Here is an 18,551-nt window from a genome sequence, read left to right on the forward strand (position 1 = left end):
ACCCGGCGGACGCGCCCGCCCTAAGGCGACGGGCGCGCCGCCCGCAACCCCTCGGCCACGGTCGGGTAGCGCAGCTTCACACCCAGCTCCCGCAGCATGCGCTGGTTGTCCAGCCGCCGCGATTCGCTCATGAAGCTCAGCAGCATCAGCGACAGCTGCTCCTGCGCGGCACTGCGGCGCACGCGCGGGGGACGCGGCAGGCCGTACAGGTCGGCCGCCAGGTCGAAGTAGTCGCCCATCCTCAGTTCCGTGGCATCGCTCACGTTGTAGACGCGTTGCGGCCGCGCACGCCACAGCGCGGCCAGGCAGATGCGCGCCAGGTCGTCGGCGTGGATGTGGTTGGTGAACACATCGTCCTCGCGCTCCAGTACCGGCGTGCCTCGGCGCAGGCGCGCTTCGGGCGTGCCACCGTCCCGGTCGGGGGCGTAGATGCCCGGAATGCGAAGCACGCTGGCCCGCACCCCCCCGCGGCCCAGGTGCCGCACCGCCCGCTCGGCATTCACGCGCCGCTGCGCGCGCGGCGTGGCGGGGGCCACGGGCCGTGTCTCGGACACCATCGCCCCCTGGCAGTCGCCATACACGCCGCTCGTGGAGGCGTAGACGAGGGAGGCGGGCAGGCTGCGCAGGCGCAGCGCGCGCGCCAGGGCCACCGTGCGCGGATCGCGCCACCAGCCATCCCCTCCGGCGCCTTCGCCGGGTGGCGGGGCCAGGTGCAGCACGCGCGTGGCCAGGCCCGACAGGCGGCGCAGCGTGGCCACATCGTCCAGGTTTCCGCACAGGGGGCGGATGCCCAGGGCGCGCAGCGCCGGCTTGCGCTCGGGGCTGGAGGTGAGCGCCAGCACCTGGACGCGCCCGGCGCCCGGGCCGCCCTGGAGCTGGCGCGCCACGCGCTGGCCCACGTCACCACACCCCACGATCAGCAGGCGTTCGCGGCGAAAGCGCGCCGGCAGGGCGCCAAGGGGGTTTTGGTTTGAAGGCAAAATCGGGTCCGTTTGTAAAGAACCAGCCGGCATCTCCTGGCAGGGGCCCACGGCGGCACCAACCGGTTCTTGAAGATCTACGTCCCGAGGATACCCACAAGATGACCAGCGCCGAGGCTGTGAGCACCGCAGCATTCCAGATCACCGTGCAGCCCAGCGGCCGCGCTTTCCAGGCCAACGCCGGCGAGGCCATCCTGGCCGCCGCCATCCGCAGCGGCGTCGGCCTGCCCTATGGCTGCAAGGACGGCGCCTGCGGTTCGTGCAAGTGCAGGAAGCTCAGCGGCACCGTGCACCATGGCGAGCACCAGTCCAAGGCGCTCACGGCCGACGAAGAGGCCGCCGGCCTCGTGCTGACCTGCTGCGCCCAGCCCCTGACGGACGTGGTGCTCGAATCGCGCCAGGTCACCGACGAAAGCGCCTACCCCGTCAAGAAGATGCCCGTGCGGGTGGCCACCCTCGAAAAGAAATCGCACGACGTGATGCGGGTGCGCCTGCAGCTGCCGGCGGCGGACACCTTCCGCTACCACGCGGGCCAGTACATCGAATTCATCCTGCGCGACGGAGCACGCCGGGCGTATTCGATGGCCAATGCACCCCACACGCAGGCCGACGCACCCGGCGTGGAGCTGCACATCCGCCACATGGCGGGCGGCAAGTTCACCGACCACGTGTTCGGCGCGATGAAGGAAAAGGAGATCCTGCGCGTGGAAGGCCCGTTCGGCAGTTTCTTCCTGCGCGAGGACTCGGACAAGCCCATCGTGCTGCTGGCCTCGGGCACGGGCTTTGCCCCCATCAAGGCGCTCATCGAGCACATGCAGTTCAAGGCCATCACGCGCCCCACGGTGCTCTACTGGGGCGGCCGCCGCCCCGGCGACCTGTACATGCACGACTGGGTGCTGGCCCGGGCGGCCGACATGCCCCACCTGACCTACGTGCCTGTCGTCTCCGACGCCTTGCCGGAGGACGACTGGACAGGCCGCACCGGGTTTGTGCACCAGGCCGTGATGGACGACCACGCCGATCTGTCGGGCCACCAAGTGTACGCCTGCGGCGCCCCCATCGTGGTCGATTCCGCCCGCGTGGCCTACAGCGCGCAGCGGGGCCTGCCAGCGGAAGAGTTCTATGCGGACTCCTTCACCTCCGAGGCGGACAAGCACGGCGGATAAGCGGGAGGGTGCGGGTTTGCCGCCCGCGCCACCACCGGCCACAGCCACACCCGTGACAGCACCGTTGCCTCCCCCCAGGCCCCTGGGACGCCTGCGCGATGGGCTGCGCGGAGCCGGCCCCATGGCCGCCGTGTTCGGCCTGGCCGTGCTGCTGATCCTGGGCGCGGGCGAATGGGTCACCCGCAACGAGCTGGAAACCCAATGGGACAACCTGCGCCGCTCCAGCGAGGTCCAGGCCCTGGCCCTGCGCGGCGTGGCCACGCGCTACAGCTACCTGCCCTTCACGGCGGCGCAGCAGCCCCTGGTCGCGGACCTGCTGCGCCGTCCCGCATCGCAGAGCGTGCGGGAGGCGGCCAACGCGTACCTCCAGGCCGTCAATGCGCACGCCGGCTCCGACACGCTGTACCTCATGGACGACAAGGGCCTCACGCTGGCCTCCAGCAACTGGGACACGCCCAGCAGCTTCGTCGACCAGAACTACAGCAACCGTCCCTACTTCCGCGACGCACTGCACGGGCAGGCGGGGCGCTTCTACGGCGTGGGCAAGACCACGGGCGAGCCCGGGCTGTTCGCCTCGGCCCCCGTGCAGCGCGATGGCAAGGTGATCGGCGTGGTGGCCGTGAAGGTGCGCATGCAGCCCATCGTGGACACCTGGGCGCAACTGCTCGACCCGGTGTTCGTCACGGATGAGCGCGGCATTCTGTTTCTGGGCTCCGTGTCGTCCTGGCTCTACAAGACCAGCAAGCCCCTGCCCGCCGAGGCCGTGCGGCAGGTGCAACACGATGAGCAGTACGGCGCGCAATGGCAGCCCGCGCCGGTGCCCTGGAAGCTCCTGCAGCGCCCGGACCAGCCGGGTGCCGAGCTTCGGCTGCCCGGCAGCGGCAAGCACTATCTCGCCTTCGCGGAACACCTGCCCGACCTGGGCTGGACCCTCACCCTCACGGCCGACAGCAAGGTGGTGGCCCTGGCGCGCCAGCAGGCCTGGGCGCTGGCCAGCCTCGCGTCGGGCCTGCTGGTGCTGGGCGCGCTCTACTGGCAGCTGCGCGAGCGGCGCCTGCAGGAGAACCGCCAGGCCCGCATCGAACTCGAACAGCGCGTGCACGAGCGCACCCACGCGCTGCAGCAGGCGCAGGCCTTTCGCCAGTCCATGGAAGACTCCCTGCTCGTCGGCATGCGTGCGCGCGACCTGCAGGGCCGCATCGTGTACGTGAACGCCGCCATGTGCGACATGGTGGGCTACGCCGCCTCCGAACTCATCGGCTGCTTGCCCCCCTACCCCTACTGGCATCCCGACGACCTCGACCGCCACTGGAACGACAGCGACACCTCGCTGGCGGGCAAGGCCACGCCCCAGGGCAACGAGAACCGGCTGCGGCACCGCAACGGCTCGGACGTCTACACCATGTTCTACACGGCGCGGCTCATCGACGGTGATGGCCGGCACATCGGCTGGATGAGCTCGGTGGTGGACATCACTGCCCAGAAGCGCGCCGAGGAACAGCAGCAGCAGCGCGAGGCGCAACTGCAGCGCGTGCAGCGCGTGATCACCGTGGGCGAGATGGCCTCCACCCTCGCGCACGAGCTCAACCAGCCGCTGGCGGCCCTGGTCAACTACGCGGCCGCGGCGCGCGCGCTCGCCGCGCAGGGCCGGACCGAACTGCTCAACGAAAGCCTCGCCGCGCTGTCCACCCAGGCGCTGCGCGCGGCCGACATCGTGGGGCGCATCCGCCGCTGGGTGCGCCAGCATCCCGAGGCCCGCGAACCCTGCGACCTCAATGCCGCCGTGGACCAGTCCCTGGGCCTGCTGCTGCGCGCCGAGGCACGGCGGCATGGGGTGGCGGTGCGCCTGGACCTCGCGCCCGAACCGCTGCGGGTGCGCGCCGACCGCGTGCTCCTGGAGCAGGTGGTCCTGAACCTCGGCCTCAACGCGCTGCAGGCCATGCAGGTGCACGCCACGCCCCCGATGGACCACGAACTGCTGCTGCGCACCCGGGCCGATGCCGGGCACGCCTGCCTCGAAGTGCAGGACCGGGGCCCGGGTCTGCCCCCCGAGATCGCCGAGCGCCTGTTCGAGCCGTTCTTCACCACGCGCTCCGACGGCCTGGGGCTGGGCCTGAACATCTGCCGCTCCATCGTCGAGAGCATGGGCGGCGAACTGCTGGCGCGCAACCGCGAGGGCGGCGGCGCGGTCTTCGAAATCCGGCTTCCCCTGCACGCAACGCCGCCCGTGGCCTCCCCATGACCGATCACCCCACCGCCCCCGGCCCCACCCTTGCCCCGCTGCGCGTCTACATCGTGGACGACGACGAAGGCGTGCGCCATTCCCTCGCCGCGCTGCTGCTGGCCGGCGGCCACGCGGCCCAGTCGTTCGCGAGCGGGCCGGATTTCCTGGCCGGCGCCGACCTGGCCCGGCCCGGCTGCGTGCTGCTCGACCTGCGCATGGACGGCATGAGCGGCCTGCAGGTCTTCGAGGCCATGCGCCAGCGGGGCACGGTGCTCAAGACCGTGTTCCTCTCCGCCCACGGCGAGCTGGCCTCGGCCGTGGCGGCCGTCAAGCAAGGCGCGGTGGACTGGCTGGAAAAACCCTGCGACGAGGCCACCCTGCTGGCCGCCGTGCACCGCGCGGCCACCCTGTCGCACGGCGTGGCCGCGCGCGCGCAGCGGCACGCCCTGCTGCGGGAGCGCTGGAACGCGCTGAGCCCGCGCCAGCAGGAGGTGGCGAGCCTGCTGGCCACCGGCATCAGCAGCAAGGAAGCGGCCCGTGCGCTGGCCCAGCGCGACCCCGGGCGCCCCATCGACCCGCGCACCGTGGACACGCACCGCTCGGCCATCTTCCTGAAACTGGACATCCGCTCGTCGCACGAGCTGGGCATGCTGGTGGAGGACCTGGGCCTCTCGGAAAACCCCTCCCGCACGCCCTGAACACCCCGCTTCAAGGTTTTCGTAAGCCTTCTTACGATTTTTTTGCACAATGGCACCCATGAACCGCAGAAACATCCTCCTCGCCAGCGCCGCTATCGCAGCGGCTTTCTCCTCCCACACCGCGCTCGCGCAGGACTCGGGCCAGCCCATCCGGCTGATCGTGCCGTATGCGGCCGGCGGCCCCATCGACGTGACCGCCCGGGCCCTGGCCGAGCGCGTGCGCGACTCGCTGGGCACGGTGATCATCGACAACAAGGGCGGCGCGGGCGGCAACATCGGCGCCGACGCCATCGCCAAGGCGGCGCCCGACGGCCTGACCATCGGCATCTCGGCCACCGCCACGCACGCGGTCAACCCGTGGCTCTATTCCAAGATGCCCTACGACGCCGCCAAGGACTTCGCGGGCATCACGCAGATGGTGCGCGTGCCCAACGTACTGGTCATCAACGCGGCCAAGGCCGAGCAGCTCAAGATCCACACCGTGGCCGATCTGATCGCCTACGCCAAGGCCAACCCGGCCAAGCTCAACTACGGCAGCGGCGGCAACGGCAGCGCGGGCCACCTGGCGGGCGAAATGTTCAAGCAGCGCGCCGGCATCTTCGCGCTGCACATCCCCTACCGGGGCGCCAACCCTGCGCAGCTGGCACTGCTGGCGGGCGAGGTGGACTTCAACATCGACAACCTGGCCGCCGCCGCGCCCAACATCCGCGCGGGCAAGCTCAAGGCACTGGCGGTGACCTCGCTGGACGCATCGCCCTCGCTGCCCGGCGTGCCGCCGCTGTCGGCCACGTTCAAGGGCTTTTCCATCGACACCTGGTGGGGCCTCGTAGCGCCCGCGGCCACGCCCAAGCCCATCATCGACAAGCTGAACAAGGCTTTCGTGGCGGCCCTGAACGCGCCGGAGACCAAGACCCGCTTCGGCGCCCTGCTCGCCGAACCCGTGGCCACCACGCCCGCGCAGTTCGACAGCTTCATGGCCGCCGAGCGCGCCAAGTACCAGCAGGTGGTGAAGGCCTCGGGCGCGAAGGTGGATTGACCTCCTGAGCGGCTGCGCCCGGTGGACGGGCGAGGCCGGATCCACGGGTGCTACTCGCTTGCGCGGCGCCGCCAATGCCACAGGGTGCGGGATTCGCGCCCTGTGACCATTGGACTCGAATGAAAACAGCCTCTATCGCTTATCCATCAAGCGCAAGAAGCTATTAAATAAATAGCAAATCTATGCACTGCGGCGAAACTGCCGCCGGTAGGCCGAGGGCGCAATGCCTACCCCGGCGGAGAAGTGCTGCCGCAGCGAGACGGCCGAGCCGAAGCCCGCCTCGATGGCCACGGCTTCGATGGACTGGTCCCCGCCCTCCAGCAGGCGCTGCGCCAGCGCGACGCGCTGGTTCTGCAGCCACTGGCCCACCGTCGTGCCGGTGACCTGGCGAAAGCGCCGCGTCAAGGTGCGCGGGCTCATCACCGCGCGCTCGGCCAGCGACTGCAGCGTATGGGTCTCGTGCAGGTGCTCGCCCAGCCACTGCAGCAGCGGGGCCAGGCGGTCGCCCCGCACCGACAGCGCCACGGGCTGCTGGATGTACTGCGCCTGCCCGCCCTGGCGGTGGGGCGCCACCACCATGCGGCGCGCGGCACGGTTGGCGGCCTCGGCGCCGTGCTGCTGGCGCAGCAGGTGCAGGCAGCAGTCGATGCCCGCCGCCGTGCCGGCCGAGGTCAGCACCAGCCCGTCCTCCACGTACAGCACCTCGGGCTTGAGCTGCACGCGCGGATAGCGCTGGGCGAACTGGGCCGCCAGCGCCCAGTGCGTGGTGGCGGTGCGGCCATCCAGCAGCCCCGCCTCGGCCAGCACAAAAGCGCCCAGGCACAGGCCCACGATGCGCGCACCCCGGCGGTGCGCGGCCCGCAGCGCGGCCAGCAATGCCGGGGGCACGGGCGCCAGATCGTCGCGCCAGGAAGGCACGACGATGGTCTGTGCACGCCGCAGCACCTTGAGGCCATGGCCCACCTCGATGCCGAACCCGGCGGAGGTGCGCAGCGGGCCCGGCGCCATGCCACACACCACCAATTTGTAGCGGTTGATGCCCTCGGCCGTGCGGTCCTCGCCAAACACGAGGCAGGGCACCGAGAGGTGGAAGGGGCTGATGCCGTCGAAGGCCACCACCGCCACGGTGTCCGGGGCAGAGGAGGAAACCAGGCGGATGGAGGATTGGGCAGGATGGGGCACGATGGCCTGATTCTATCGATGAGTGTCAATCAAGCCACTTTCAAGGACGGGCGGCCACGCGAACAATCACTCCATTCCTTCCCCGCAACCCATTTCTTTCACCCCATCAAAGGACTGTGACCATGACCTCCTCTTCCACCACCGCTCCGCGCCGCGCCCTGATCGTCATCGACGTGCAGAACGAGTATTTCGCGGGCGGCAACCTGCCCATCGAGTACCCGCCCGTGGCCGACACGCTGCCCAACATCGCCCGCGCGATGGATGCCGCCCACGCGGCCGGTGTGCCGGTGGTCGTGGTACAGCACACCGCCCCGTCCGGTGCGCCCGTGTTCGACAAGGCCACCGAGCGCTGGCAGCTGCACCCCGAAGTGGCGCGCCGCCCTGCCGACCACCACATCGAAAAAGGCATGGCGAGCGCCTTCACGAACACCGGCCTGGCCGAGTGGCTGGCCGGGCGTGGCATCGACACCCTGACCGTGGTGGGCTACATGACGCACAACTGCGATGCCAGCACCATCTACGAGGCCTCGCACCGGGGGCTGGCCGTGGAGTTCCTGAGCGACGCGAGCGGCGCCCTGCCCTATGCCAATGCGGCAGGCAGCGCCAGCGCCGAGGAAATCCACCGTGTGTTCAGCGTGGTGTTCCACAGCAACTTTGCCGCCGCCGCTTCGACCCGCGACTGGGTGGCGGCCGTGCAGGCAGGCCAGGCCTTGCCCAAGGACAACGTGTTGGCCTCGAACCAGCGCGCCAGGCAGGGGTGAGCCCCTGAGGCGCCCCTGCGCCTGCCCACGCGTGCGCTTCACATCCGGGACGTGGCGGCGCGGGGCCCGTGCCACGCCAGCTACCGCTTTGCGGAAAGCGGAGCGGAAAGGCTACACGGCCTCGCACCATGCGGCTGGCAGCCGCTCGATGTGCTGGTCCTGCACCGCCGCCAGCCATGCGGGGTGGACCTGCTCTGGCGCTATCTCGGCCAGGGGCAGCAGCACGAAGGCCCGCTCACGCAGGCGCGGGTGGGGCACGGTGAGTGCGGGGGTGTCGAGCACCTGCCCGCCAAAGAGCAGGATGTCCAGGTCCAGCGTGCGGGGCGCGTTGCGGTAGGGGCGCTCGCGGCCGGCCGCGGCCTCGATGGCCTGAAGCGCGGCCAGCAAGCCGTGGGGTGACAGCGCGGTCTGCACGGCCACCACGGCGTTGTGATAGTCCGGGCCGGCGGCATCCACGGGCGCGCTGCGGTACAGCGACGACCACCGCAGGACCCGGGTGGCCGGCAAGGCGGCAATGGCCTGCACGGCGGAGCGCAGCGCGGCAGGGGCGTCGCCCAGGTTCGCGCCCAGGCCGATGTAGGCCGTGCTGCCGGTGCTTGCCAGGGGTGGCGGGCGAGCGGCCGTGGGCTGGATCGGTGTCATCGGTTCTTCCGGTGGCCCTTCATGGGCACCAGGGCCTGCGCGGTGCCGGGGCGCACGGCATCGGACCGCAGCGGGTCAGGCATCCACCGCGAAACCGGACCCGCCGGGGCCCGCCCCACCGTCGCCCCCGCCGGGCTTGCGGCGGCGGCGGCGGCGCTTCTTGGGAGCGCCGCCCTCGGAAGGAAAGTCGGCCGCGCCCTGGGCGGCATCCCCATCCCCCTCCGCGTCCGCCCCACCCGCAGCCCTTGGCCCGGCTGCAGGGGCCTGGCGCGGCACACGCTTGACCACCGGCTGGGCTTTCTGGCGGGCTTTCTGCTCTTCCTTGGCCTGGTCCATCAGGTCGTCACGGCGTTCGTCGTCGGCCGCCTGGAAGTCCTGCCACCATTCGGCCAGCGCCTCCTCCACCTCGCCCACATCGGCGCGCAGGCGCATGAAGTCGAACCCGGCGCGAAAGCGCGGCTGCATCACCATGCCGAACGGGGTGTTGCCCACGCGCTTTTCAAAGCGCGGCTGCATGACCCAGATCTCGCGCATGTCGGCCGCCAGCTTGCCGCGGCCCGACACGTCGCCGATGCGCTTGTCGAACACCTCGTCGATGGCCTCCTGCAGCGCGGGCAGCGGATGCTGGCGCTGGTTCAGGCGCTCCTGCCAGCCATTGCGCACGTCTTCCCACAGCACGCAGGCCAGCAGGAAGCTCGGGGCCACGGGCTTGCCTTCGTTCACGCGGCGGTCGGTGTCCACCAGGGCAGCCTTCACAAACGGCGTGTCGGCGCGCTCCACGGCCACGTCCAGCAGCGGGTAGATGCCCTTGGCCATGCCCAGCTTGCGCAGCTGTTCGATGGTGGCAATGGCGTGCCCCGTCTGCAGCAGCTTGAGCATTTCGTCGAACATGCGGCTTTGCGGCACCTCGGCCAGCAGGGCCTGCGACTGCACCAGCGGCGCGGCCGACTTGGCGTCGATGCTGAACCCCAGGGGGCTGAGCTTGGCCGCGAAGCGCACGGCGCGGATGATGCGCACCGGGTCTTCGCGGTAGCGCGTGGCCGGATCGCCGATCATGCGCAGCGTCTTCTTCTTGGCGTCCTGCAGGCCCTTGTGGTAGTCCACCACAATCTGGCTCACCGGGTCGTAGTACATGGCGTTCACGGTGAAGTCGCGGCGCGTGGCGTCTTCGTCCTGCGGGCCCCAGACGTTGTCGCGCAGCACGCGGCCGCTGGCGTCCACGGCATGCTGCATGCCCGACAGCTGGGCCTTGCTGGTCTTTTCGTTGCCCGCCACCTGGCCTGCGGCGGCGTTGTCGAGGTAGGCGCGGAAGGTGGACACCTCGATCACCTCGTGCTCGCGGCCCCGTCCGTGCACCACGTGCACGATGCGAAAGCGCTTGCCGATGATGAAGGCGCGGCGGAACAGCCCCTTGACCTGCTCGGGCGTGGCGTTGGTGGCCACGTCGAAGTCCTTGGGGCGCAGGCCCAGCAGCAGGTCGCGCACGGCGCCGCCCACGATGTAGGCCTCGAAGCCCGCCTGCTTGAGCGTGGCCACCACCTCGGCGGCCCGGCGGTCCACCAGCTCGGGGTTGATGCCGTGCACCGAGGCGGGCACCTCTTCGCGCTTGCCGAAATGCGGCTTGCCGCCCGAGGTGCCGGGCGTCGATTTGCCCAGCAGTTTGTCGATGAACTTCTTGATCATGGGTAGGGAGTAATCAGGGGGGTCTGGCGCGGGGCGCAGGTGTCAGGCGGCATCCTGGCCGGCTGGGGCCGTGAACAGATCCAGTATGCGCCAGCCGCGCTCCTGGGCCAGGGCCCGCAGGCGCGGGTCGGGATTGGTGGCCACCGGGTGGTTCACCTTCTCCAGCAGGGGCACGTCGTTCATGGAATCGCTGTAGAACGTGCTGTCGACATCGCCCCAGCCGAGTTGCCGCTCGGCCAGCCATTGTTCCATGCGCCGCACCTTGCCTTCGCGCATGGTGGGAATGCCGTCGATCTCGCCGGTGTACCAGCCGCTGGCGTCGCGCGCCAGCTGCACGGCCAGCAGCTGCTGCACACCCAGCGCCTGGGCGATGGGAGTGGTCACGAACTCATTGGTGGCGGTGACGATCAGCACCTCGTCGCCAGCCGCCTGGTGCTGGCGGATGAGGCTGAGCGCCTGGGGCTGGATGGCCGGGCCGATCACGTCCCGCATGAACTGCAGGTGCGCGGCCGCCGCCGCCTCGGGGCCGCGCAGGCGCACGGCCTCGGTCGCGAAGCGCACGTAGTCGTGCACGTCGAGCGTGCCCGCCTGGTAGTGGGCGTAGAACTCGTCGTTGCGGCGCGCGAACTCCACGGGGTCGTTCCAGCCGATGCGGATGGTGAACTCGCCCCACTCGTAGTCGGAGTCGAGCGGCAGCAGCGTGTGGTCCAGGTCAAACAGCGCAAGCCGCAGGCGGCGGGGTTCAGAAGTCATTCAGGTTCACAGATAAAAAGGGGGCGCATGGGTCGGCGTCATTCCGATTCCAGCATCGTCTTGAGCAAGGGAATCGTGATGGCGCGCTGGGTGCGCAAGGCAAACGCGTCGAGCTGGTCCAAGAGCTGCATGAGGCTGCCCAGGTCGCGCGAGAAGCGGTTGAGCATGTAGTCCATCACCTCGTCACCCAGGAACACGCCGCGCGCGTCGGCTTCCTGGCGCAGCACGGAGCGGCGCTCGGCTTCGCCCAGCAGCTGCAGCTGGAACACATGGCCCCAGCCCAGGCGGCTGCGCAGGTCGTCGCGCAGGGGCAGGTCGGCCGGCGGCAGGTCGCCCGCGGCCAGCACCCAGCGCTGGCTGCCGCTGGCCGGGCTGATGGCATTCACGAACCAGTTGAAGGCCGTGGCCTGCTGGGCGGTGCTGTACAGGTGCACGTCGTCCATGACGATGGCGGCCCAGCGCTCATCGAAATCCGGCGGCTCGGCCACCGATGGGTCGAGCCAGCCCACGCTGGCACCCTGCTCGCGCAGGGCGTGGCGCACGGCCGTGAGCAGGTGCGTCTTGCCGCTGCCGGGCTCGCCCCAGAGGTAGGTGGGCACCGGCGAGCGGGTGGCCTGGCTGCTGCCCTCGCCCACCGCCAGGCGCAGGTGCTGCAGGGCCGCCTCGTTGGGGCCCGCGAAAAAACGGGCCAGGGTGGGGCCGGTGGCCAGGCCGATGTCCAGCGCCAGCTGCTTCATGCGCGGCACCCGGGCAGCATGGCCAGGCCCGTGGCATTCAGTGCGGGAGCGGCAGACAAGGAAGGGATCAGCAGCAGCATCACGGATGAAGTTGGAAGCGCCCGGCCGTAGGTGACTGCGGCGGGTGCGGCGAAAGTGGTGGCCGACGGCCCGTTGCCAGGGCAGGAACTCCTTGCGAAGAGGCCCGGCAACGACAATGGAGCCGATTTTAGTCTGCCGCCGGCCCCCTTCGGCCGCCGGCTTCCCCACGCTCTGCCTCGTCAGCACCCATGGCCCTTCCACCCTCCCCCTCCAAGCGCCTGCCGGCCAGCATCTGGGCCCTGGGCCTGGTGAGCCTGCTCATGGACATTTCGTCCGAAATGATCCACAGCCTGCTGCCCGTCTTCATGGTCGCGGCGCTGGGGGTCAGCATGCTCACCGTGGGCCTCATCGAGGGCGCGGCCGAGGCCACGGCCCTCATCCTGAAGGTGTTCTCGGGCGTCCTGAGCGACTGGTGGGGCCGGCGCAAGCCGCTGGCCATCCTGGGCTACGGGCTCGGCGCCCTGTCCAAGCCGCTGTTCGCGCTGGCCACCACCGTCGGCCTGGTGGTGGCGGCGCGGCTGCTGGACCGCGTGGGCAAGGGCATCCGGGGCGCGCCCCGCGATGCGCTGGTGGCCGACCTGGCCCCGCCCGGCATGCGCGGCGCGGCCTTCGGACTGCGGCAGTCGCTCGACACCGTGGGCGCCTTTCTGGGCCCGCTGCTCGCCATGGGGCTGATGCTACTCTGGGCCAACGATTTCCGTGCGGTCTTCTGGGTGGCGGTGCTCCCGGCCGCGCTGTGCGTGGTGCTGCTCGTCGTGGGCGTGCGCGAGCCGGAGCGCCCCGCCGGCGCCGCCCGCGCCAACCCCATCCGCCGCGAGAGCCTGCGGCGGCTGGGCCCCGCCTACTGGGGGGTGGTGGCCCTGGGCGCGGTGTTCACCCTGGCCCGCTTCAGCGAAGCCTTCCTGGTGCTGCGCATGCAGCAAGGCGGCCTGCCCCTCGCCTTGACGCCCCTGGTGCTGGTGCTGATGAACGTGGTCTTCGCGCTGGGCGCGTACCCGCTCGGCAAGCTCTCCGACACGGCCCGGCACACCACGCTGCTCGCCGGGGGGCTGGTGGTGCTGATCGCCGCCGATGCGCTGCTGGCCTTCACCGGGCAGGGCATCGCCGCCTGGCTGGGCATCGCCCTGTGGGGGCTGCACATGGCCATGACGCAGGGCCTGCTGGCCACGATGGTGGCCGATACCGCCCCCGCCGACCTGCGCGGCACGGCCTTCGGCATGTTCAACCTGGTCAGCGGCCTGGCCCTGCTGGTGGCCAGCGCGCTGGCCGGCCTGCTGTGGGACCAATGGGGCGCAAGTGCCACCTTCGGCGCCGGAATGTGCTTTGCCGCCCTGGCGCTGGCGGGCGTCTTGCTGCAGGCCGCGGCGGCCCGCCGCGCCACCCCAAAGCCCCCGCCGGCACAGGGCTGAGGAGGCACGGCGGGGCATGCCCCTTAAAATCCCCGGATTCCAGCCCGCCGCGCGGGCCTATCTGCACCACACCACCCATGAGCTCTTCTGCCCCCTCCACCCCCATTTCGTACAAAGACGCCGGCGTTGACATCGACGCGGGCGACGCCCTGGTCGAGCGCATCAAGCCGCTGGCCAAGAAGACCATGCGCGAAGGCGTGCTGGCGGGCATCGGCGGCTTTGGCGCCCTGTTCGAGGTGCCCAAGCGCTACAAGGAGCCCGTGCTGGTCTCCGGCACGGACGGCGTGGGCACCAAGCTCAAGCTGGCGTTCGAGTGGAACATGCACGACACCGTGGGCATCGATCTGGTGGCCATGAGCGTGAACGACGTGCTGGTGCAGGGCGCCGAGCCCCTGTTCTTCCTCGACTACTTCGCCTGCGGCAAGCTCGACGTGGACACGGCCGCGGCCGTGGTCGGCGGCATCGCCCGGGGCTGCGAGCTTTCGGGCTGCGCCCTGATCGGCGGGGAAACGGCCGAAATGCCGGGCATGTACCCCGCCGGCGAATACGACCTGGCCGGGTTCGCGGTCGGTGCGGTCGAAAAGTCGAAGATCCTGACCGGCAGGGACGTGGCCCCCGGCGACGTGGTGCTGGGCCTGGCCTCGGCGGGCGTGCATTCCAACGGCTTCTCGCTGGTGCGCAAGTGCATCGACCGCGCAGGGGCCACCGCCCCCGCCACGCTGGACGGCAAGCCCTTCAAGCAGGCCGTCATGGAACCCACGCGCCTGTACGTGAAGAACGTGCTGGCCGCGCTGGCCGCCCACCCCATCAAGGCCCTGGCCCACATCACCGGCGGCGGGCTGCTGGAGAACATCCCGCGCGTGCTGCCCGACGGCACGGCCGCCCATCTCACCAAGGGCAGCTGGCCCCAGACCGAGCTGTTCGCCTGGCTGCAGAAGACCGCCGGCATCGACGACATCGAGATGAACCGCACCTTCAACAACGGCATCGGCATGGTCGTGGTGGTGGACGCCGCCAACGCCGCCGCCACGGCCGCCACGCTGGCCGCCGCGGGCGAGAAGGTGTACACCATCGGTGCGATCGCGCCGCGCGGCGATGGCGCCGCCGTGGTCGTGGCCTGACCGATCGACTTCGCCCCACCATCCCAGCCCGCTTCCGCGCATGGCGCAGCGTCCCCCTTCGGCCCCCCTCTCCTCTGCGCCGCCAGAACCCACGCCCGCCACGCTGCCGCCGCGCACCCTGACCCGGGGCATCGTGGTGGCCAGCTACCTGCTGGTGGCGGCCGTGCTGCTGCTGGTGATGTGGCGCGGCCTGCTCCCGGGCCTGCTGTGCGTGTGCCTGGGCTTCCTGCTCACCCGCGCCCTCACGCGCTGGTTCGCCCACGGCCTGGGCCGGGCGCAGCGCCAGGCCACGCCCTCCGCCGGCAGCGTGCGGGCGGCCCAGGTCGTGGCCGCCGGCCTGGTCATGCTGCTGCCCCTGGCCCTGCTGGCGGCGGGGCTCACCCATTCGCGGGGCTACCTGGTCGATGCGCCCCAGCAGTACCGCGAGCTGCTGGACTACATGGCGCGCACCGTGCTGGAACTGCGCCTGAAGCTGCCCGCCGACGTCGCGGCCCACCTGCCGGAAGGCGCGGCGGAAATCCAGCGCATCATCGCCGGCTACCTGGGCGCCAAGGCGGGTGCGCTGGCCATGGCGGGGCGCGCCTGGCTGGCCGGCCTGCTGTTTGCCTATGTGGGCCTGCTGATCGGCGCGCTGGCCGCCGTGCGCCCGCCTGCCCTGGCGCGGGGGCCGCTGGCCCAGCAGCTGAAGCTGCGCATCACGCTGTTCGGCGAGGCGTTCCGCCAGATCGTGGCGGCGCAGTTCTGGATCGCGGCATTCAACACGCTGCTCACGGCGCTGTTCCTGCTGTTCGTGCTGCCGCTGTGGGGCCTGGCGCTGCCCTACACGACCGTGCTCATCACCTTCACCTTCGTGGCCGGGCTCGTGCCCATCGTGGGCAACCTGGTGTGCAACGTGGTGATCACCATCGTGGGCCTGTCGGTATCGCCGCTGGCCGCTGCCGCCTGCCTGGGCTTTCTGATCCTCATCCACAAGGCCGAATACGTCATCAACGCCAAGGTGGTGGGCCGCCGCACGCAGATGGGGGTGTGGGAGCTGCTCAGCGTGATGTTCGTGGCCGAGGCCGTCTTCGGTCCCGCGGGGCTGGTCGCGGCGCCGCTGTTCTACGCCTACCTCAAGAAGGAACTGGTGGCGGCGCGGCTCGTGTAGACGCCGCGCCCCCCCGCGCCGGGGGTGCCGGGGCCGGACAACGCCGGCGCTATCCCCGCCCCGGGCCCCGCCTGGGCCGCCTTCTTTCGCCGGCCGTGCCCTGCTCATGCGGGTTTTCGCCAAGGCTTGCGCAAAGGCTGCGGCAGTACCCTGCCTGACAGTGCCGTGCAGCCCGCAGGACCACCGCGTCCAGACCTTCCCGTTGTAAAGGCTTCCCATGACCATCGCAAGAAAACTGGCCCTTCTGGTGCTGAGCGCGATCCTCGGCATCGTGGTGATGACAGCATGGTTCCTGGTGTCGGAGCGCCAGCTGATCCTGGAAGAACGCCAGACCGGCGTGCGCCAGGTCGTGGAGGCGGCGCACGGCATCGCCACGCATTTCCACGACCTGAGCACCAAGGGCGGCATGCCCGATGACGAGGCCCGCAAGCGCGCGGCGGCGGCCATCCAGGCGCTGCGCTACAGCGGCAACGAGTATGTCTGGATCAACGACATGCACCCGCGCATGGTGATGCACCCCATCCGCCCCGAGCTGAACGGCCAGGACCTCACCGCCAACAAGGACCCCAACGGCAAACAGCTGTTCGTCGAGTTCGTGCGCACCGTGCAGGCCGGCGGCGCGGGCTTCGTGCCCTACCTGTGGCCCAAGGCCGGCAGCGACACGCCGGTGGAGAAGACCTCGTACGTGAAGGGATTCGCGCCCTGGGGCTGGGTCATCGGCTCGGGGGTGTACATCGACACGGTCAATTCCGCCATCTGGCAGCGCGCGCTGGGCTTTGGTGCCGTGGCGCTGCTGCTGGGTGCGGCGCTGCTGGTGGTGGGCACGCTGATCTCGCGCAACCTGCTGCGCCAGCTGGGCGGCGAGCCCGGCTACGCGCGCACCATCGCCCGCAGCATTTCCGAGGGCAACCTGTCGGTGTCGGTGGAGACCCGGGAGGGCGATCGCTCCAGCCTGCTGCTGGACATGCAGGGCATGCAGGGCAGCCTGCACCGCATCGTGCAGCGCGTGCGCGACGGCACCGAGCACATCGCGAGCGCCTCGCAGCAGATCGCGTCCGGCAACCAGGACCTCTCCGCGCGCACCGAATCGCAGGCCAGCGCGCTCGAGCAGACGGCGGCGTCGATGGAGGAGATGACCTCCAACGTCAAGCAGAACGCCGACAACGCCCACCAGGCCAGCGTGCTGGCGCAGTCCGCCTCCGACGTGGCGCGCAAGGGCGGCGCGGTGGTGGAGAAGGTGGTGCAGACCATGGGGTCCATCGACGCCTCGTCGCGCAAGGTGTCCGACATCACCGGTGTGATCGAAGGCATCGCGTTCCAGACCAACATCCTGGCCCTCAATGCCGCCGTGGAAGCGGCGCGCGCCGGGGAACAGGGCCGGGGCTTCGCGGTGGTGGCGACCGAGGTGCGCAGCCTGGCGCAGCGCTCGTCCGAAGCCGCCAAGGAAATCAAGGCCCTGATCGGGAACTCCGCCGAGCAGGTGAAAGCCGGCGCCCAGCTCGCCCAGGAGGCCGGTGCCACCATGCAGGACGTGGTGGACAGCGTGCTGCGCGTGTCGGCCGTGATCGAGGAGATCAGCCAGGCCAGCCGCGAGCAGACCGACGGCATCGAGCAGATCAACGAGGCCATCGCGCAGATGGACCAGGGCACGCAGCAGAACGCGGCGCTGGTCGAGCAGGCCACCGCCGCCGCCGCCGCGCTGCAGCAGCAGGCGCACGAGCTCAAGCAGGTGGTCGCGGCCTTTCACCTGAACGGCGCGCATGGCGCCGGCCACGCGGCGCCCTCCCTGCCCGCGGCCGCGGCGCCGCGCCAGCTGCGCTGACGGCGGGGCTTCCCACCGCGCGCGTCCTTCTCGCGCACCGCCCGGCCATGGCACGCCGCGCGACTCTTTTGCTACTTGATCAATAGCATTCAGCGCTTACCCAGCAAGCGCCTGGACGCCATTTCATTCAAAATCGCCTGCGATCGAACTGCCGCGCCACGAAGGCCCAGACCAGGGCCGAGGCATCAGGCCCCGCCGGATCGCTGTACGGCTGGTGGGCCGCGCCGCCGCTCCACGCATGGGCCAGGCCCACCACCTCGCGCAGCGCCACCACCGTGCGGCCCCGGGCCTTGTATTCCGTGACCTGCATGGCGTGCCGCTGGCCACGCTGCAGGGTGCGCACCGCTCCGGCGCGCGCGCCCAGCGCCTGGGCCCACAGCACCGCCGTGGCCGCGGCGTTGCGCACCGACACCACGCCGTCCGCGTCCCCATGCAGCACCAGCAGCGGAGGCAGCACGGGCTGCAGCGCGGGGATGGGCGCCGCACCACCGGCCACGATGGCCGGCGCCTTGGCCACGCGCCGCAGCAGGGGCTCGGGCAGCTGCGCCTCGCGCCGCCCGTGCATCGCCGCGATGGCGGTGGCCGCGGACTCGGCCGTGCCCGGCGCCACGCCCGAGTGCATGGCCACGGCGCAGAACCGGTGGGGATACAGCGCGGCCATCAGCACCGCCATGCTCGCGCCGGCCGAGAGGCCCGCCACCGCCACGCGGGCAAGGTCCACGGGCTGGCGGCGCGCGACCTTGTCCACGGCGGCCAGCAGCGTGGCGGCTTCGGCCTGTGCCTTGCCGCTGCGGCGCTCGAACCAGTTCCAGCAGCCGTGCGCGTTGGCCACGCGCTCCTGCTCGGGGTACAGCACCAGAAACCGCTCGCGCGCGGCCAGCCGGTTCATGCGCGATGCGATGGCCAGATCGCGCCCCGTCTGGCCGCAGCCGTGCAGCATGACCAGCAGCGGAAAACGCTCACCCGGCCTGGGCGCCAGCCCCGACGGGATGTAGAGGTGGTAACGCCGCGCCCCCGCGGGCCCCGGCGCCACCCCCGCCAGCCATTCGCCCCGCACGGCGGCGCTGCGCGGCGCGCGCGCGCCGGGTGCCGCCCCCCCCACCCCGTCT

Annotated in this window: 16 protein-coding genes; 9 read left to right on the top strand and 7 right to left on the bottom strand. The window is 70.9% G+C overall.

Going from position 1 to position 18,551, the window contains the following annotated elements; all coding sequences use genetic code 11:
• Positions 1-20: 20 nt before the first annotated feature.
• Complete coding sequence (locus AC07OC_RS24820) at positions 21-980, bottom strand: SDR family oxidoreductase (protein ID WP_218341709.1); 960 nt, start codon at positions 978-980, stop codon at positions 21-23.
• Between the two features lie 101 nt (positions 981-1,081).
• On the opposite strand from AC07OC_RS24820, the gene AC07OC_RS24825 reads away from it, so the two are divergent.
• The 4 genes from AC07OC_RS24825 (at position 1,082) to AC07OC_RS24840 (ending at position 6,104) form a co-directional block, all read left to right on the top strand.
• Entirely contained in the window at positions 1,082-2,146 is a 1,065-nt protein-coding gene (locus AC07OC_RS24825) for a CDP-6-deoxy-delta-3,4-glucoseen reductase (RefSeq protein WP_218341710.1), read from the top strand.
• Between the two features lie 121 nt (positions 2,147-2,267).
• On the top strand, positions 2,268-4,388 hold the full coding sequence (locus tag AC07OC_RS24830) for an ATP-binding protein (protein WP_218341728.1): 2,121 nt from the start codon (positions 2,268-2,270) through the stop codon (positions 4,386-4,388).
• Positions 4,385-5,068, top strand: a complete 684-nt coding sequence (locus tag AC07OC_RS24835) for a response regulator transcription factor (RefSeq protein ID WP_218341711.1) — start codon at positions 4,385-4,387, stop codon at positions 5,066-5,068. Before AC07OC_RS24830 ends, AC07OC_RS24835 begins: the two co-directional genes overlap by 4 nt.
• Positions 5,069-5,126: 58 nt before the next feature.
• The gene (locus AC07OC_RS24840; RefSeq protein WP_218293696.1) at positions 5,127-6,104 is read left to right on the top strand and encodes a Bug family tripartite tricarboxylate transporter substrate binding protein; all 978 of its coding nucleotides are present in this window, start codon (positions 5,127-5,129) and stop codon (positions 6,102-6,104) included.
• A 180-nt stretch (positions 6,105-6,284) separates the two neighbouring features.
• Here AC07OC_RS24840 and AC07OC_RS24845 read toward each other — a convergent pair whose 3' ends face one another.
• Positions 6,285-7,286 carry a GlxA family transcriptional regulator gene (locus AC07OC_RS24845; protein WP_370627881.1) on the bottom strand — a complete coding sequence of 334 codons (1,002 nt, stop codon included), beginning with the start codon at positions 7,284-7,286 and terminating at the stop codon, positions 6,285-6,287.
• A 122-nt stretch (positions 7,287-7,408) separates the two neighbouring features.
• Here AC07OC_RS24845 and AC07OC_RS24850 point away from each other — a divergent pair, with 122 nt between their 5' ends.
• Positions 7,409-8,047: a cysteine hydrolase family protein gene (locus AC07OC_RS24850; protein ID WP_218341712.1), complete on the top strand. Its 639-nt coding sequence runs from the start codon at positions 7,409-7,411 to the stop codon at positions 8,045-8,047.
• A 111-nt stretch (positions 8,048-8,158) separates the two neighbouring features.
• On the opposite strand, the gene folK is transcribed toward AC07OC_RS24850, so the two are convergent.
• The 4 genes from folK to hda form a co-directional block, all read right to left on the bottom strand.
• Entirely contained in the window at positions 8,159-8,689 is a 531-nt protein-coding gene (gene folK, locus AC07OC_RS24855; protein ID WP_218341713.1) for a 2-amino-4-hydroxy-6-hydroxymethyldihydropteridine diphosphokinase, read from the bottom strand.
• A 75-nt stretch (positions 8,690-8,764) separates the two neighbouring features.
• Positions 8,765-10,372 (bottom strand): polynucleotide adenylyltransferase PcnB, encoded by a 1,608-nt coding sequence (pcnB, locus tag AC07OC_RS24860; RefSeq protein WP_218293692.1) that lies wholly within the window; start codon positions 10,370-10,372, stop codon positions 8,765-8,767.
• Positions 10,373-10,414: 42 nt separating this feature from the next.
• A complete protein-coding gene (locus AC07OC_RS24865) occupies positions 10,415-11,125 on the bottom strand; it encodes a histidinol-phosphatase (protein ID WP_218341714.1) in 711 nt (236 codons plus the stop codon).
• A gap of 38 nt (positions 11,126-11,163) precedes the next feature.
• A complete protein-coding gene (hda, locus tag AC07OC_RS24870) occupies positions 11,164-11,862 on the bottom strand; it encodes a DnaA regulatory inactivator Hda (RefSeq protein ID WP_218293690.1) in 699 nt (232 codons plus the stop codon).
• Between the two features lie 269 nt (positions 11,863-12,131).
• Here hda and AC07OC_RS24875 point away from each other — a divergent pair, with 269 nt between their 5' ends.
• The 4 genes from AC07OC_RS24875 to AC07OC_RS24890 all read left to right on the top strand — a co-directional run bounded on the left by AC07OC_RS24875 (position 12,132) and on the right by AC07OC_RS24890 (position 17,442).
• On the top strand, positions 12,132-13,352 hold the full coding sequence (locus tag AC07OC_RS24875; RefSeq protein ID WP_218341715.1) for an MFS transporter: 1,221 nt from the start codon (positions 12,132-12,134) through the stop codon (positions 13,350-13,352).
• Between the two features lie 77 nt (positions 13,353-13,429).
• The gene (gene purM, locus AC07OC_RS24880) at positions 13,430-14,473 is read left to right on the top strand and encodes a phosphoribosylformylglycinamidine cyclo-ligase (protein ID WP_218341716.1); all 1,044 of its coding nucleotides are present in this window, start codon (positions 13,430-13,432) and stop codon (positions 14,471-14,473) included.
• 40 nt (positions 14,474-14,513) lie between these two features.
• Complete coding sequence (locus tag AC07OC_RS24885; protein ID WP_255591842.1) at positions 14,514-15,620, top strand: AI-2E family transporter; 1,107 nt, start codon at positions 14,514-14,516, stop codon at positions 15,618-15,620.
• Positions 15,621-15,837: 217 nt separating this feature from the next.
• A complete protein-coding gene (locus AC07OC_RS24890) occupies positions 15,838-17,442 on the top strand; it encodes a methyl-accepting chemotaxis protein (protein ID WP_218293687.1) in 1,605 nt (534 codons plus the stop codon).
• 127 nt (positions 17,443-17,569) lie between these two features.
• Here the strand turns inward: AC07OC_RS24890 and AC07OC_RS24895 are convergent.
• The coding region (locus tag AC07OC_RS24895; RefSeq protein ID WP_494602481.1) for an extracellular catalytic domain type 1 short-chain-length polyhydroxyalkanoate depolymerase at positions 17,570-18,551 on the bottom strand (982 nt) is incomplete at its 5' end.

It is taken from the genome of Acidovorax sp. GW821-FHT10E04 (genome assembly GCF_059415185.1).

Excerpts from the sequence above, each read along its gene's own strand:
- AC07OC_RS24825 (WP_218341710.1), top strand. The coding sequence starts at position 1,082 with ATGACCAGCGCCGAGGCTGTGAGCACCGCAGCATTCCAGATCACCGTG.
- AC07OC_RS24830 (WP_218341728.1), top strand. The coding sequence starts at position 2,268 with ATGGCCGCCGTGTTCGGCCTGGCCGTGCTGCTGATCCTGGGCGCGGGC.
- AC07OC_RS24835 (WP_218341711.1), top strand. The coding sequence starts at position 4,385 with ATGACCGATCACCCCACCGCCCCCGGCCCCACCCTTGCCCCGCTGCGC.
- AC07OC_RS24840 (WP_218293696.1), top strand. The coding sequence starts at position 5,127 with ATGAACCGCAGAAACATCCTCCTCGCCAGCGCCGCTATCGCAGCGGCT.
- AC07OC_RS24850 (WP_218341712.1), top strand. The coding sequence starts at position 7,409 with ATGACCTCCTCTTCCACCACCGCTCCGCGCCGCGCCCTGATCGTCATC.
- folK (WP_218341713.1), bottom strand. The coding sequence starts at position 8,689 with ATGACACCGATCCAGCCCACGGCCGCTCGCCCGCCACCCCTGGCAAGC.
- pcnB (WP_218293692.1), bottom strand. The coding sequence starts at position 10,372 with ATGATCAAGAAGTTCATCGACAAACTGCTGGGCAAATCGACGCCCGGC.
- AC07OC_RS24865 (WP_218341714.1), bottom strand. The coding sequence starts at position 11,125 with ATGACTTCTGAACCCCGCCGCCTGCGGCTTGCGCTGTTTGACCTGGAC.
- hda (WP_218293690.1), bottom strand. The coding sequence starts at position 11,862 with ATGAAGCAGCTGGCGCTGGACATCGGCCTGGCCACCGGCCCCACCCTG.
- AC07OC_RS24875 (WP_218341715.1), top strand. The coding sequence starts at position 12,132 with ATGGCCCTTCCACCCTCCCCCTCCAAGCGCCTGCCGGCCAGCATCTGG.
- purM (WP_218341716.1), top strand. The coding sequence starts at position 13,430 with ATGAGCTCTTCTGCCCCCTCCACCCCCATTTCGTACAAAGACGCCGGC.
- AC07OC_RS24885 (WP_255591842.1), top strand. The coding sequence starts at position 14,514 with ATGGCGCAGCGTCCCCCTTCGGCCCCCCTCTCCTCTGCGCCGCCAGAA.
- AC07OC_RS24890 (WP_218293687.1), top strand. The coding sequence starts at position 15,838 with ATGACCATCGCAAGAAAACTGGCCCTTCTGGTGCTGAGCGCGATCCTC.